The sequence below is a fragment of the Methyloversatilis discipulorum genome, from assembly GCF_000385375.1.
GTDB lineage: Bacteria > Pseudomonadota > Gammaproteobacteria > Burkholderiales > Rhodocyclaceae > Methyloversatilis > Methyloversatilis discipulorum_A.
The window spans coordinates 1,394,716-1,409,035 of sequence record NZ_ARVV01000001.1; the positions used below are offsets into that span (position 1 = coordinate 1,394,716).

Consider the following 14,320-nt stretch of genomic DNA (forward strand, 5'->3'; position numbering starts at 1 on the left):
GCTCGCGATGGCGGCCTGAAGCGAAGCCCGCGGACAGCAGAGGCCGCGTCGCGGCCAAGGCCGCTCCCACAGGGGGCGCGTGCGACCTGCGGGCGGAACCGGGTTCTGTGGGAGGGGTCTTCTGACCCCGACAGCTGCCTTGATCGAAGCCTGCGGACCGCAGCGGCCGCGTCGCGGCCAAGGCCGCGCCCCACAGGGAGCGCCCCGGATCTGCAGCCGGCAGCGCGCAGTCCCGGGACCGGTTCCCGCAATCGACGTTTTCGTTGCACTGCGACAGGAAATCCTCGCGTCGACTTCCTAGACTGAAATCTTTCCGTCAAGCAGCCGTGTCATGCTGCCTGCATTGTTGGAGTTCAGACATCCACAACGAGGGGGATGGTCCATGTCACATATCGCCGATCTGCCGTTTCTGCCGAACGCGCTCGAATCCGAATTCATTCCGCCGCTCGAACTGATCGAGCACGGGCAGTTCTACCTCATCTCGTGGGAAACGCAGCTCGCCGCGGCCGTCGCCTGGCAGGCGGCCGGCGGCAATGCGGACAACGATGGTGCGACGCTGCAGGCGGTGCCGCCGCGCGTCGAGCGGCGTCGGCGGGCCGAGGTGATTGCCTTCCCCGACCGCCGCGCCGCCTGAGTCAGACCTCGACCGGCTGCGCCGGGTCTTCGTCTACCTCGGCGTCCACCTCGGCACCGAGGAAACCGCCGCTCTGGTGTGCCCACAGCCGGGCGTACAGCCCGCCGTACGCGAGCAGGCTGCGGTGGTCGCCTTCTTCGACGACGCGACCGCGGTCCATCACGATCAGCCTGTCCATCGCCGCGATGGTCGACAGCCGGTGGGCGATCGCCACCACGGTCTTGCCTTCCATCAGCCGGTAAAGACTGGTCTGGATGGCCGCCTCGACCTCGGAGTCGAGCGCGCTGGTCGCTTCGTCGAGCAGCAGGATGGGCGCGTCCTTCAGCATCACGCGGGCGATGGCGATGCGCTGCCGCTGACCGCCGGACAGCTTGACGCCGCGTTCGCCGACGTGGGCGTCGTAACCGCGGCGGCCCTTCGGGTCGACCAGACCCATGATGAAGTCGTGCGCCTCGGCGCGCCTGGCGGCCGCGATCATGTCGGCGTCGGTCGCGTCCGGCCGGCCGTACAGGATGTTGTCGCGCACTGAGCGGTGCAGCAGCGAAGTGTCCTGGGTCACCATGCCGATCTGCGCGCGCAGGCTGTCCTGGGTGGCGTTCGCGATGTCCTGCCCGTCGATCAGGATGCGGCCGGACGGCAGGTCGTGGAAGCGCAGCAGCAGGTTGATCAGCGTGGTCTTGCCGGCACCCGAGCGGCCGACCACGCCTATCTTTTCGCCCGGGCGGATGTGCAGCGTGAGCCGGTCGATGACCGCGCCGCCGTCCTGGCCGCGCGGCTTTTCGTAGTTGAAGGTGACGTCCTCGATGCGGATGTCGCCGCGCGTCACGTGCAGCGGCTGCGCGTCGTGCCGGTCCACCACCGACTGCGCGCGCGACAGCGTATTGATGCCGTCGCGCACGGTGCCCACCTGTTCGAACAGCGACGCCAGTTCCCACATCACCCAGTGCGAAATGCCGTTCAGCCGCAGCGCCATCGCGGTCGCGGCCGCCACCGCGCCGACGCCGACCTGACCCTGCATCCACAGCCACAGGGTCATGCCGGCGGTCGATGCGATCAGCGCCATGCTCAGGATGTGATTCACCACCTCGAAACCGGTGACCAGCCTGAACTGCGCATTGACCGGGCGCATGAATTCGCGCATCGCCTCGCGTGCGTAATCCGACTCGCGGTCGGTATGCGAGAACAGCTTCACCGTCGCGATATTGGTGTAGGCGTCGGTGATGCGACCGGTCATCAGCGAGCGCGCGTCGGCCTGCGACTGCGCCACCTTGCCCAGACGCGGCACGAAATACACCATCGCGCCCACATACAGCGCGAGCCAGCCGCCGAAAGGCAGCAGCAGCGTGAGGTCGAAGCCGCCCACCACGGTCACCATGGTGACGAAGTAGATGATGATGAACACCAGGATGTCGGCCACGATCATCCAGGTGTCGCGCACCGCCAGCGCGGTCTGCATCACCTTGGCGGCGACGCGGCCGGCGAATTCGTCCTGGTAGAAGCTCATGCTCTGGCCGAGCATGTGGCGGTGGAAATTCCAGCGCAGCCGCATCGGGAAACTGCCGGCCAGCGCCTGGTGCTTGATCAGGGTCTGCAGCGCAATCACCAGCGGGCTGGCGATCAGGATGCCGGCGAGCAGCAGCAGCGTGTCGCCCTCCTGCGCCCACAGCCGGGCCGGTTCCGTTTTGCCCAGCCAGTCGACGATGTCGCCCAGCATGGCGAACAGCATTGCTTCGAACACGCCGATCAGCGCAGTGCACACCGTCATCGCCGCGATATAGCCGCGCATGCCCTGCGTGCATGACCAGAGGAAGGCGAACAGGTCGTGCGGTGGCGTCGGCGGCTGGCCGGCGGGGTAGGGATCGATCCGTGTTTCGAAAAACTTCAGCAAGACGCTCTCCGCGTTGGGGCCCCGTGACAGCGGCCCCGGACCTTACAGGACAAGAACGCGGTCCGGCAGTTCGTTCTTCTTTGCGCCCGTGCCCGGAAAGTGCTGCGCCAGCGTCGTGGTGATCGCCTGCACGCAGTGCAGTGCGCCGTCGTGGAATTCGCCGCGGCGGAAACGCGTCTCCAGTTCGGAGCACAAGGCCGTCCAGTGCGCGTCCGGCACGCGGGCGCGCACGCCGCGATCGACCACGATTTCGATGTCGTGATCGGCCATCAACAGATAGATGAGCACGCCGCTGTTGTGTTCGGTGTCCCAGACGCGCAGTGCCGAGAACACCTCGATCGCGCGCTCGCGCCCGCTCTGGCCACGCAGCACCGCGAGCGGGTGCAGTGCGTTCTCGACGACGAAGCGCAGTTCACCGGCATGGCGCGCTTCGCTTGCCTCGATCGCCAGCTCTATCGCCTCCAGCGTACGCGCCGGCAAGGCGCGGCGCAGCGCCCAGGGGAGGGCGAACAGATGTCTGAAGAAACGTCCGATCATGTCACCACCGTCCCGAGGCGCCGCCGCCTCCGAATCCACCACCTCCGCCGCCGAAGCCGCCTCCGCCGCCGTGACCGAAACCACCGCCGCCACCGAAGCCGCCGATGCCGCGACCGCCGCCGAACAGCGTGATCAGCAGCGCGGCGATGCCGGCGACGATGGCGATCGGCAGCAGCCCGACCACGATCCAGGCGATGAAGCCGACCACACCGCCGGTCGCCAGTGCGCCCGGCAGCCGACCCAGCATGGCGCGCAGGACGCCGCCAAGGCCTAGGGCGACGATGAAAAGCATGGGCGCGTACTGTTCGATCCCGCCGTCCCCGCCCGCCGCGGCGCGCGACGGTTCGGGCAACGGCTCACCGTCGATGACGCCTATCATGCGATCCACGCCGGCGCGGATGCCGCCGGCGAAATCGCCCTGGCGGAAGTGGGGCACGATCACATCGGACACGATGCGCTTGGCCGCGATGTCGGTCAGCGCGCCCTCCAGCCCGTAGCCGACCTCGATGCGCAGTGCCCGGTCGTCCTTGGCCACCAGCAGCAGGGCGCCGTCATCGACGCCCTTGCGCCCGAGCTTCCACGTCTCGGCCACGCGCAGCGCGTACTGCTCGACCGTCTCCGGCGCCGTGCTCGGCACGACCAGCACGGCGATCTGGCTGCCCTTGCGCTGTTCGAAGTCCTGCAGCGTGCGCTCCAGCGCGGCGATGTCGGCACCGCTCAGCGTCGCCGTCTGGTCGCTCACGCGGGCGACCGGCGGCACCGCGAGCTGCGCGAAAGCGCTGGTGGCGACGAGGAACAGCGCGCCGAGGCCGGCGCGCAGGGCACGCATCCAGTTCATCTATTTATTGCGCCGGCTTCGGTGCGGCGCCGCCGAAATCGACCGTGGGCGGACGCGATATCGCGGCCTCGTTCTCGACCGTGAAACCCGGCTTCACCTGATGACCGAACATCATCGCGGTCAGGTTGCTCGGGAAGGAGCGCACCGTCACGTTGTACTCCTGCACCGCCTTGATGTAGCGGTTGCGGGCGACCGCGATGCGGTTCTCGGTGCCTTCGAGCTGCGCCTGCAGATCGCGGAAATTGGCGTCGGACTTCAGATCCGGGTAGTTCTCGGTCACCACCAGCAGGCGCGACAGCGCGCCCGACAATTCGCCCTGGGCGGCCTGGAATCTTTCGAAGGCCTGCGGATCGTTCAGCAGTTCGGGGGTCGCCTGGATGGCGCCGACGCGCGAGCGCGCCTCGGTCACGCGGGTGAGCACTTCCTTCTCCTGCTCGGCGAAACCCTTGACCGTATTGACCAGATTGGGAATCAGGTCGGCACGGCGCTGGTACTGGTTTAGCACCTCGGCCCAGGCGGCCTTGACCTGTTCGTCACCCGACTGCAGCGTGTTGTAGCCGCAGCCGGACAGCAGCGTGACGGTGATAACGGCGAGCAACGACATCCACACCTTGCGCATTTCCTGCCTCCATTGACCGATGACCGGTTCGACCCGGTCGAACATGGGGGCGGTCGCCCCCGGATGCAAGAAGGATACAGGCGGGATGTGACGCTGCGGCCGTCCGGCCGCAGCGAGCGGATCAATCCACCGCGGTCAGTGCGGTCTGGCTGAAGCCGGCGTCTACATATGTGATTTCGCCGGTCACGCCGCTGGCGAGGTCGGACAGCAGGAAGGCGGCTACGTTGCCCACTTCCTGGATGGTCACGTTGCGGCGCAGCGGCGCGTTCTTTTCGTTATAGGCCAGCAGCTTGCCGAAGTTGCCGATGCCGGAGGCGGCCAGCGTCTTGATCGGACCCGCCGACACCGCGTTGGCACGGATGCCCTGCGGGCCGAGGCTGGCCGCGAGGTAGCGCACCGACGCCTCCAGGCTGGCCTTGGCCAGACCCATCACGTTGTAGTTGGGCAGTGCGCGCACCGCGCCCAGGTAGGACAGCGTCAGCACCGAGCCATTGCGGCCCTGCATCATCGGGCGCGCGGCCTTGGCCAGCGCCGGGAAGCTGTAGGCGCTCACTTCGTGCGCGGTGCGGAAGGCTTCGCGCGACAGACCGTCGAGGAAGTCGCCGTCCAGCGCTTCGCCCGGTGCGAAAGCGATCGAGTGCACGAGGCCGTCCAGCCCGTCCCACTTCTTCGCCAGTTCGTCGAACAGGCCGGTGATCTGCGCGTCGTCACTGACGTCACAGGGCAGCACGATGTCGGAACCGAACTCCGCGGCCATCTTGGCCACGCGGTCGACGAAGCGGTCGCTCACGTAGGTGAAGGCCAGTTCAGCGCCTTCACGGTGACAGGCCTGGGCGATGCCGTAGGCGATCGAACGGTTGGACAGCAGTCCGGTGATCAGAATTTTCTTGCCGGCGAGAAAGCCCATGTGCGTCTCCAGAATTCCGGCATCCGGCCGGTTGGGGGAGGGCGGATTATAGGGGAAGCCGGCCCGGTCGCCACGCAGCTGCATGGACCTGCGCCGCACGTGGCAACATCGGGCTTTGCACTGCCCCGCCACACCGTGTCCTCACCCCCCGATCCGCACGCCGGACAAGCCGATGCCGACCTCTGGCAACTGTGGTTCGACGGCTGCGCGCTGCCGAATCCGGGCCGCCTCGGCCTGGGTGCGCTCATCATCGCGCCCGACGGCCGGCGGATCGAACTGTCCCGACCCGGCAGCCGCCACGGCTGCAGCAACGAAGCCGAACTCGAGGCGCTGCGCGTGGCGCTCGACCGCGCCCACGCCGAAGGCGCCCGCCGGCTGCTCGTCACTGGCGACAGCGACTTCGTCGTGCGCCACCTGAAAGGCGAGAAACAGACGGCGGTCGATGTCCTGCGTGACCGGCTCCAGGGTGTCGACGCCGTGCTGGCGAGCTTCGACGCGGTCGAACTCAGATGGGTGCCGCGCCACCGCAATCGCGACGCGGACCGACTGTCGCGTGCGGCACTCGGCCTGCCGGACAAGCCGGCGCCCGTGCCCGGTCGCGGGCGTCGGCGCTGAGCCGCGCCGCTCCCTTACGGCGCACTCTCCTGCACGCCAAGTTGTGCGGAGACGTGGTCGATGAAGGCGCGCAGCCGCGTCAGATGACGCAGGTCACGGTGATAGCCGATGAAGACGTCACGGCCCGGTGGAGTTTCGCCCAGATCGATGCGACGCAGGTGGGCTACGCGATCGCCGAGCAGGCAGGGCAGCACCGCGATACCGGCGCCCGCAGCGCACTGCGTGGCCTGCGCTTCCCTGCTGTTGCTGGCAAAACCGATGCGGGCGCGGGGCAGCTGCCGGCGCAGCCACAGCGCGTCAGGAATGTCGGCGAAGGCGCTGTCCATCGTGATCAGCACGCAGCCGGAACCATCGCCGGCCACCGGCACCGGCACCTGCGGCGCGGCATAGACCGCGTAGTCGAGGCGCATCAGCCGGCGCTGGACGATGTCGGGCTCGTCGAACGGCGTGATGCGGAACACCAGATCGGCTTCCCGTCGGGCGAGGCTGAACAGGCGGCTGTCGGTGACCAGTTCGACCGAAACGCCCGGATGCGTCTGACGGAAGCTCGCAATGAGCGGACTCAGCACATGCGCGCCGAACCAGTCCGACGACGAAATCCGCAGCAGACCTTCCAGCACGCCGGCGCTACCGGCCAGCGCACGCTCCAGTGCGAGCATGTCCTCTTCCACCCGGACCGCATGACTCAGCACCGTTGACCCGGCATCGGTGAGCACCAGGCCGTCGCTGGTGCGCTGGAACAGCGTGTGGCCGACAGCGGTTTCGAACGCCCGCAGGCGCCGGCCCATCGTCGGCTGCGTCTGCCCGGTCAGGCGCGCGGCGCCGCCGAGCGTTCCGGCCCGGGCGATGGCGAGGAATATCTTCAGGTCGCTCCACTCCATGTCGGCTACTGCCCATGCAATTCTGAATGGAAGATGTTCATTTTATTGAATGTACATGCGTCGGTGCATGGAAAAGAATGGGCCACTTTCAACGACCGCGGAGCGAACGCCATGTACGCCCACACCCCCACCATGCAGGTTCTCACGGTCGAAGCCATCGATGGCCCCTTCGTTCGTCGCCAGCAGCTACGGCCGCAGCTGGCGCCCGGCGAGGTGCTGGTGAAGATCGCCGCCAGCGGCGTCAATCCGCTCGACACCAAGATACGTGCCGGCAAGGCGGCGCACGCGCGACATCCGCTGCCGGCCGTTCTGGGCATGGACATGGCCGGCACCGTGCTGGCCGTGGGTGAGGGCGTGACGCGCTTCCGCCCGGGCGATGCGGTGTTCGGCATGACCGGCGGTGTCGGCGGCGTGCCCGGCACGCTGGCCGAGTATCAGGCCGTCGACGCCGATCTGCTGGCGCTCAAGCCGGCGGCGCTGTCGATGGCGGATGCGGCGGCGCTGCCGCTGGTCTTCATCACCGCGTGGGAGGGGCTGGTTGACCGCGCCCGGGTGAAGCGGGATGACCGCGTGCTGATTCATGGCGGTGCGGGCGGCGTCGGTCACGTGGCGGTGCAGATCGCCGTTGCGCGCGGCGCGCGCGTCCATGCAACGGTGTCGGCACGCGACATGGAAGCGACGCGGCGCCTGGGTGCCGTGCCCATCGACTACCGCCACAGTGCGGTCGCCGACTATGTGGGCGAACACACGGCAGGCGAAGGGTTCGACGTCGTGTACGACACGGTTGGCGGCGCGACGCTGGATGCCTCGTTCGCGGCAGTGCGCACCTATGGCGGACACGTGGTGAGCTGCCTGGGCTGGGGCACGCACGCGCTGGCGCCACTTTCCTTCCGCGCGGCCACCTATTCGGGCGTGTTCACGCTGCTGCCGCTGCTGACCGGCAAAGGGCGCGCCCACCATGGCGCCATCCTCGCCGAGGCGGCGCGCATGGCCGCTGCCGGCGAACTGCGTGTGCGGCGTGACGACCGCCGCTTCACGCTGGGCGACGTCGAGGCCGCGCATGCGCGGCTGCGTTCGGGCGAGGCGCGCGGCAAGATCGTGATCGAACTCGAATGAGACGGCGCCGCTGCGCGCTTACGCCGCAGCCCGCGTGCCGCGCCGCACGGCCGCCGGCGGCACGCCGAAACCGCGCATGAAGGCTTCGCGCATGTGGCGGCGGTCGCGGAAACCGGTTTCGCGCGCAATCACGTCCAGCGGGTGGCGGCTCTGTTCGATCATCAGGCGCGCTGCCTCCAGCCGCAGTCCTTCGACCGCCTTCGCCGGCGACTGACCGGTTTCGGCCGTGAATACGCGGCTGAACTGGCGCGGGCTCAGGTGCACTGCCTCGGCCAGTTCCTCGACCGAAAGAGGGCGGCTCAGGTTGCGGCGCGCGTAGTCGAGCGCGCTCTGGATGCGGTCGGACTTGGGCGCCAGATCGAGCATTTCCGAGTGCTGGGTCTGGCCGCCCGAACGGCGCTGATGCATCACCAGCTTGTGCGCAACCGAGCGCGCCACCTCTTCGCCGAGGTCCTTCTCGACCATGGCCAGCGCCAGATCGAGGCCGGCGGTCATGCCGGCCGAGGTCCATACCGGACCGTCGATGACGAAGATGCGGTCGTCCTCCATCCGGATGTCGGGGAAGCGCTTCTGCATCTCGCGCGCGAAGGCCCAGTGCGTGGTGGCGCGCCGGCCGTCGAGCAGGCCGGCCTCGGCCAGCACGAAGGCGCCGGTGCACACGCCGGCGACGCGCCGTGCGTGACGGCCGGCGCCGCGCACGAAGTCGCGCAGCGCTGCCGGCACAGGCTGGTCGAGCGGGTTGATGACGCCCGACAGCATCCAGGTGTCGGCGCGGCTGTCCGCATCGAGCGCGCGGGTCGCCACCTGCAGTCCGCCGGACGAACGCACGTTGCCGCCGGTGACCGAGTAGTTCTCCAGCGCGTAGAAGGGCTCGCCGGTCACGATGTTGGCGAACTCGAACACGGTCTGGGTGGCCAGCGACATGAGCTGGAAGCCTTCGGTCAGCACGAATCCGATCTGGTGCATGGCGGTTTTCCGACGGTGTCTTAAAAACTAACCATAATCGTCATTTGAGACATACGCAAGCGGCCCTAGCATGACCTCACCTTCACACCACACAGGAGAACCGTCATGTCCCGCATCCATCAAGGCACTGCTCTCGTCACCGGCGCTTCGTCCGGCATCGGCGCCCTCTATGCCGACCGCCTCGCCCGTCGTGGCTACGACCTCATCCTGGTCGCCCGCAATCGCGAGCGGCTCAACGCGCTGGCCGGCCGCATTACCCGCGAAACGCAGCGCGTGGTCGAAGTGATCGTCGCCGATCTGAACGACCGCACCGGCCTGCGCGAGGTCGAACAGACGCTGCGCCAGGACGCAAGCATCACGCTACTGGTGAACAATGCCGGCGTCGGCACCCACACGCCGCTGCTGGAAAGCAATGTCGACGACATGGAGCGCCTGATCGATCTCAACGTGACCGCGCTCACCCGCCTCACCTATGCCGCCGTACCCGGCTTCGTCGCCCGCGCCCGCGGCGCCATCATCAATATTTCGTCCGTCGTCGGCATCGCGCCGGAGACGCTGAACGGCGTGTATGGCGCGAGCAAGGCCTATGTGACCGCACTGACCCAGTCCTTGCACCACGAGCTGGCCGACACGGGCGTCCGCGTGCAGGCGGTGCTGCCGGGTGCGACCGCGACCGATTTCTGGGCCACCGGCGGTCTGCCGGTCGAGCACCTGCCGAGCGAAATCGTCATGCGTGCGGATGATCTGGTCGATGCCGCGCTGGTGGGCTTCGACCGCGGTGAGCTGATCACCATTCCGCCGCTGCACGCACTCGATCTGTGGGAGCGCTACGAGTCGGCGCGCCAGGCGATGAGGCCGCAGCTGTCGACCAATGTGCCGGCTGCACGTTACCGCGTCACGGCCTGAGGTCGGTGCCCGGTCCGCGGTGCTGCAGGTGCCGCTCGGTCCGGGTGTGTTCAGTGCGTCGGCGCTGGGCGGCCTTGAGTACTCGGCCGCGAGGCGCTGGCGCCGGTTGGGCGAGGTGCCTATCCGATGAAGAACAGCGCGATGCAGCAGCCCAGTCCGAGCACCCACAGCAGCGAACGCAGGTTCGCGCGATCGGCAAGATAGGCACCGATATAGGCGACCCGCGCGGCGATGAAGGCCATCGCCAGGCCGTCTATCGTGCCCTGCGCGGCCTGCATGCGCTCGGCGACCAGCACGCCGGCGATGAAAATGGGCAGCGCCTCGAAGCTGTTCATCTGCGCCGCATGCGCCCGCGCCGGCAAGCCCTGCAGGTTGGCCAGCCACTGCCGCGGGTTGTGGTTGTCGAATCCGCCCTCGCGGCGCGGTTTGCCGAAGCCCTTCTGCTTGGCGATCCAGGCGCAGACGATGGGCAGCAGGCAGGCGATCAGGATGCAGAGTTCCGCGATGGTCATGGTGGGTTCTTGGTCCAGGGCAGGGGTGCAGTTCAGGGGCGGGCGGCAAGGCGGGCGGCATTGTCGCGCAGTCGTGCCGAGGCCGCGATAGCGGGCGTTTCCTGGCCGCTGCGGCGCCGCTGTAGGCGATTTCCGACAGCGCTTACGACACGGGAACCCGATTGGGGGTGTCCGGCTCTACAAAACGCTTCGTGCGCTCACGAAGTCGCGCCCGGTCTTCGACGCTGACGGTCGGGTGTGCAGGGAGGATAGACAACAACACCGGCACCGCCGGAATTCAATCCATCTATCCACAGGAGCGTCAGTCCCATGATGAAGAAGCTTGCAGTCTCCGCCGCGCTCGCGGCACTCGCCGCAGCACCGCTGTCCGCATCCGCCAACACTCCGATCTCGCCTGTCGGTCCCACCGTCACCGTACTGACCGCGACCCCCACGCTGGTCGGCGCCGGTGTCGGCGTCAGCGCGCTGGGCACCGGTTCGCTCAGTTTCGACGCCTCGGGCAATGCGGTCGGACTGTTCCCGATCACCGGCGGTTTCCTCGACCCGGATCTGTCCAACGCCAAGATCGAGCATGTCGGCAGCGGTCTGCGTCTGTCGCGCAGCGGCGTCGATGTCGATCTCGAGAACTTCCTGATCGACACCACGCTGGCGCAGGACACCATCTTCGGACAGGTGACGGTGGGCAGCACCGTGCTGAACGACGTTCCGCTGTTCACGCTGAGCGGCCTCAACCTGTTCCTGTCGGACACCGCCGGTGCCGCGCTGAACAGTTTCCTCGGCATTCCCAATCTCGCCGGTGCCCAGCTCGGCTTCGCGCTGACCAGCCCGGTCGCGGCCGTGCCCGAGCCCGAGACCTACGCGATGATGATCGCCGGCCTGGGCGCCATCGCGGTGATGGCGCGTCGCCGGCAGCAGGCACTGAAGGTCTGACGCACGCATGCTGAACTCGGGAAGGGCTGCGCAACGCGGCCCTTCCCGGCAAAGCAGTCCCCTGCAACCCCTGAAGTTTCGCGGCCTGCAACAGCGGCCGCGCAAATCGGCACGAAACGCCCGTCGACGGTCCGCGCGCGCGGTCCGGTACGTGCCGCCGGCCGGCAAAACCCTGTGCCGGCACACTGTGCCGATCTTCAGATGCACACAGTTGTCGCCATGGTGCGCGCCGCATTCGTCCTGAGCGACGCAAGGCGCCGCTGCGCAGTTCCGCCGCCCGACGCGGATTTCAGCTGCCCCTCACCTAATCCGCAGGCATATCGATGAGCCGATCGGCCTAGCCATCGCACGCCATGGAGTCATTGCACAGTCATCCGTGCTTTTGAGAATCGTTTAGCGGCATAGCCGACGCCAACCGCATTCCCCAAAAACAGATTCCTGGAGCACTCATGTCAACGTTGAAACTCACCGTGTCCGCGCTCGTCTCGGCCGGCCTGCTGACGCTGGGCGGGCCGGCCCATGCGCTGTCCAGCTTCGGCCTCGCCGTCCTGCCCGACACCCAGTTCTATTCCCGCTACGCGACACCCGCCGAGGGCAGCCAGTTCTCGAACCGCTACGGCAGCGAACCCTATATGGCGCAGACGCAATGGCTGGCGCAGCACGCGCGTGCGCTGGGCATTCCGTTCGTCGTGCATCTGGGCGACGTGGTTGACCAGCAGGACAAGCCGGCACAGTGGGGCGTGGCCGACAACGCGATGAAGGTGCTGGAGCAGGCCGGTCTGCCGTATTCCATCTTGGCCGGCAACCACGACGTGACCAATGGCTGCGGCTACAACGGCAGCCAGAGCGACTGCACCGACGCCCAGCGCAACCTGGCGAACGAGCCCTATCTGCGCTGGTTCCCGACCACCCGCGCGCAGCAGAACGCCACCTTCGGCGGTCGCGACGCGAGCGGCTTTCACGAGTACCACGTGTTCGAGGCGCAAGGTCAGCGCTTCATGGTGCTGGCGCTGTCGTGGCGCGTATCGGACGCCGGTTTCGCCTGGGCGCGCGAAGTGATGCGCGCCAACCCGACGTTGCCGGTCATCGTCACCACGCACGATGCGCTCGCCATCGAGAGCGACGGCAAGACCGCGAAGCAGACGCCCTACAGCGAACTGCTGTGGGAACGCCTGATCCGCGACAACGACCAGATCTTCATGGTGATCAACGGCCACAACCACGGCGCGGCCCGCACCACGCGCGTGAATGACTTCGGCAACAAGGTCGAGCAGTTCGTCGTCGATTACCAGATGGCCTATCAGGGCGGCAATGGCTACATGCGCGTGTACGAATTGGACCTCGGCGCCAACCAGATCAGGGCGCTGTCCTTCTCGCCCTGGGTACCGCAGAAGCCGCAGAACACGCTGAACCAGTTCGACGTCGCGGTGCTGACCGACGAGAACAACGAGTTCTCGATTCCGATGAATTTCGCCGAGCGCTTCCGCCGCTTCAACCCGCAGTTCGCGGCCGGTCAGGACAACCGCGAGGAGCCGTTGGTCGAGACCGTGCGCGAACTGATCCTGGCCGAGTACGACGACATCGAGCCGACCGTGCCGGTCGAGCCCTTCGACGCCGACGACTATGCCCGCGCCCAGAACACGCTGGCCCACTGGCGCTTCACCGGCACGCCGGGTACGCCGGTCGCGGACGGAGGCCGGGTCGAGGATCTGACCGGTCGTAACCCGCTGGTGCGTGTGCCGCTCGAACGCGGCGCGCTGCTGGCTGACGCGAAGTGGTCGGACGACCACCACGCGCTGTCTGCCGCCAAGGGCAGCGTGTGCTTCGACGCCAACTCGAACCAGGGCGTGCGCCAGAGCTTCTTCCAGACGCTGCAGGGCGCGCCGCTGAACGACGACATGCTGCGCAAGGGCTATACCGTCGAAGCCATCGTCAAGTTCTCGAAGGACTGGACCGCCGCCAATAACCAGTGGATGACCGTGATGTCGCGCTTCGGTACGCGCGGCGACCTGCAGGGTTTCCTCGGCGGCTGGAAGGGCTCGTCCACGCTGCAGTTCGCGGTGTCCAACCTGCGCGAATTCCAGTGGGAGCCCACCATCTTCACCGGCGGCGCCGCATGGGTGAGCTGCGCCAGCGAAAACCAGACCTGCTCCTTCCCGGGCACGGCGCAGGTGCGCTACGGCGCCAACGGCCGCTTCAACACCCGCACCGCCACCGGCAGCATCCAGTGCAGCAACGCGGTGTTCGGCGATCCGATCTCCGGCACCGCCAAGTCGTGCGCCTACCTGACCGAGAACACCTACAACTCGAAGACCAACTGGTCCGGCGAAATCATGCTGGATACCTGGCAGCACGTCGCCATCGTCAATGACCCGGTCAGCCGTGACACCACGATGTACGTGGCCGGTGCGCCGGTGCTGCGCAACGTGCAGGCGGCCGACGGTGTGGCGGGCTTTGCCGGCACGCCCTGGCTGATCGGCGGTCACGCCACGGCCGGCGGCAGCGCCAACGGCTTCCTCGGCTGCATCAACGAAGTGCGCATCACCGAAGGCGCGCTGACGCCGGAGCAGTGGCTCACCGCGCGCAAGACCCGCGTCAGCGGCACCGGCGGCCGCCAGGCCATCACTGGCACTGACGGCGACGACCTCATCGTCGGCAACGCCGCGGCTGACACCATCACCGGCAAGGGCGGCGCCGACACCTTCGTCTATCGCTCGCTGCGCGACGGCATGGACACCATCACCGACTTCGTGCCGGGCGAGGACAGGCTGAACCTGCGCGGCGTGCTCGCTTCGGTCGGCTACGCCGGTGCCGACGCGCTGGCCGATGGCCGGGTGCGCGTGATCGACAGCGCCGCTGGCGCGGTCGTGCAGGTCGACGCCGGAGCGGGCGCCTTCCGCAACCTGGTCGTGCTGCGCGGCATCAGTGCCGCCCAGGCCGCCGCGGCCGCGAACTTCGCCTACTGAGTGAC

14 protein-coding genes are annotated in these 14,320 nt (G+C 67.8%); 6 read left to right on the forward strand and 8 right to left on the reverse strand.

The genetic code is table 11. From position 1 onward, the window contains the following. Positions 1 to 382: 382 nt before the first annotated feature. Positions 383 to 634: a hypothetical protein gene (locus tag METRZ18153_RS0106600; protein ID WP_020163975.1), complete on the forward strand. Its 252-nt coding sequence runs from the start codon at positions 383 to 385 to the stop codon at positions 632 to 634. A gap of 1 nt (position 635) precedes the next feature. On the opposite strand, the gene METRZ18153_RS0106605 is transcribed toward METRZ18153_RS0106600, so the two are convergent. The 5 genes from METRZ18153_RS0106605 to fabI all read right to left on the reverse strand — a co-directional run bounded on the left by METRZ18153_RS0106605 (position 636) and on the right by fabI (position 5,423). Further along, complete coding sequence (locus tag METRZ18153_RS0106605) at positions 636 to 2,522, reverse strand: ABC transporter ATP-binding protein (protein WP_020163976.1); 1,887 nt, start codon at positions 2,520 to 2,522, stop codon at positions 636 to 638. Between the two features lie 42 nt (positions 2,523 to 2,564). Continuing rightward, the gene (locus tag METRZ18153_RS0106610; protein ID WP_020163977.1) at positions 2,565 to 3,059 is read right to left on the reverse strand and encodes a TPM domain-containing protein; all 495 of its coding nucleotides are present in this window, start codon (positions 3,057 to 3,059) and stop codon (positions 2,565 to 2,567) included. 1 nt (position 3,060) lies between these two features. Further along, positions 3,061 to 3,897, reverse strand: a complete 837-nt coding sequence (locus tag METRZ18153_RS0106615; protein WP_020163978.1) for a TPM domain-containing protein — start codon at positions 3,895 to 3,897, stop codon at positions 3,061 to 3,063. A 4-nt stretch (positions 3,898 to 3,901) separates the two neighbouring features. Then, complete coding sequence (locus METRZ18153_RS0106620; RefSeq protein WP_029143601.1) at positions 3,902 to 4,516, reverse strand: LemA family protein; 615 nt, start codon at positions 4,514 to 4,516, stop codon at positions 3,902 to 3,904. Positions 4,517 to 4,637: 121 nt separating this feature from the next. Then, entirely contained in the window at positions 4,638 to 5,423 is a 786-nt protein-coding gene (fabI, locus tag METRZ18153_RS0106625; RefSeq protein WP_020163980.1) for an enoyl-ACP reductase FabI, read from the reverse strand. A gap of 135 nt (positions 5,424 to 5,558) precedes the next feature. Here fabI and METRZ18153_RS0106630 point away from each other — a divergent pair, with 135 nt between their 5' ends. Continuing rightward, a complete protein-coding gene (locus METRZ18153_RS0106630) occupies positions 5,559 to 6,038 on the forward strand; it encodes a ribonuclease HI family protein (RefSeq protein ID WP_051091702.1) in 480 nt (159 codons plus the stop codon). 14 nt (positions 6,039 to 6,052) lie between these two features. Here the strand turns inward: METRZ18153_RS0106630 and METRZ18153_RS0106635 are convergent, their stop codons facing one another. Beyond that, the gene (locus METRZ18153_RS0106635) at positions 6,053 to 6,919 is read right to left on the reverse strand and encodes a LysR family transcriptional regulator (RefSeq protein ID WP_020163982.1); all 867 of its coding nucleotides are present in this window, start codon (positions 6,917 to 6,919) and stop codon (positions 6,053 to 6,055) included. A gap of 111 nt (positions 6,920 to 7,030) precedes the next feature. On the opposite strand from METRZ18153_RS0106635, the gene METRZ18153_RS0106640 reads away from it, so the two are divergent. Beyond that, positions 7,031 to 8,035, forward strand: a complete 1,005-nt coding sequence (locus METRZ18153_RS0106640) for a zinc-dependent alcohol dehydrogenase family protein (protein ID WP_020163983.1) — start codon at positions 7,031 to 7,033, stop codon at positions 8,033 to 8,035. Between the two features lie 18 nt (positions 8,036 to 8,053). Here the strand turns inward: METRZ18153_RS0106640 and METRZ18153_RS0106645 are convergent, their stop codons facing one another. Continuing rightward, entirely contained in the window at positions 8,054 to 9,001 is a 948-nt protein-coding gene (locus tag METRZ18153_RS0106645; protein ID WP_020163984.1) for a GlxA family transcriptional regulator, read from the reverse strand. 105 nt (positions 9,002 to 9,106) lie between these two features. Between METRZ18153_RS0106645 and METRZ18153_RS0106650 the strand changes: the two genes are divergently transcribed. Continuing rightward, positions 9,107 to 9,907 (forward strand): SDR family NAD(P)-dependent oxidoreductase, encoded by an 801-nt coding sequence (locus METRZ18153_RS0106650; protein ID WP_020163985.1) that lies wholly within the window; start codon positions 9,107 to 9,109, stop codon positions 9,905 to 9,907. A 119-nt stretch (positions 9,908 to 10,026) separates the two neighbouring features. On the opposite strand, the gene METRZ18153_RS0106655 is transcribed toward METRZ18153_RS0106650, so the two are convergent. Beyond that, the gene (locus tag METRZ18153_RS0106655; protein ID WP_020163986.1) at positions 10,027 to 10,419 is read right to left on the reverse strand and encodes an MAPEG family protein; all 393 of its coding nucleotides are present in this window, start codon (positions 10,417 to 10,419) and stop codon (positions 10,027 to 10,029) included. Between the two features lie 309 nt (positions 10,420 to 10,728). Between METRZ18153_RS0106655 and METRZ18153_RS0106660 the strand changes: the two genes are divergently transcribed. Together METRZ18153_RS0106660 and METRZ18153_RS0106665 are read left to right on the forward strand one after the other, a co-directional pair. Beyond that, the gene (locus tag METRZ18153_RS0106660) at positions 10,729 to 11,349 is read left to right on the forward strand and encodes a PEP-CTERM sorting domain-containing protein (RefSeq protein WP_020163987.1); all 621 of its coding nucleotides are present in this window, start codon (positions 10,729 to 10,731) and stop codon (positions 11,347 to 11,349) included. A 449-nt stretch (positions 11,350 to 11,798) separates the two neighbouring features. After that, a complete protein-coding gene (locus METRZ18153_RS0106665) occupies positions 11,799 to 14,315 on the forward strand; it encodes a LamG-like jellyroll fold domain-containing protein (protein WP_020163988.1) in 2,517 nt (838 codons plus the stop codon). The last annotated feature ends 5 nt before the right edge of the window (positions 14,316 to 14,320 follow it).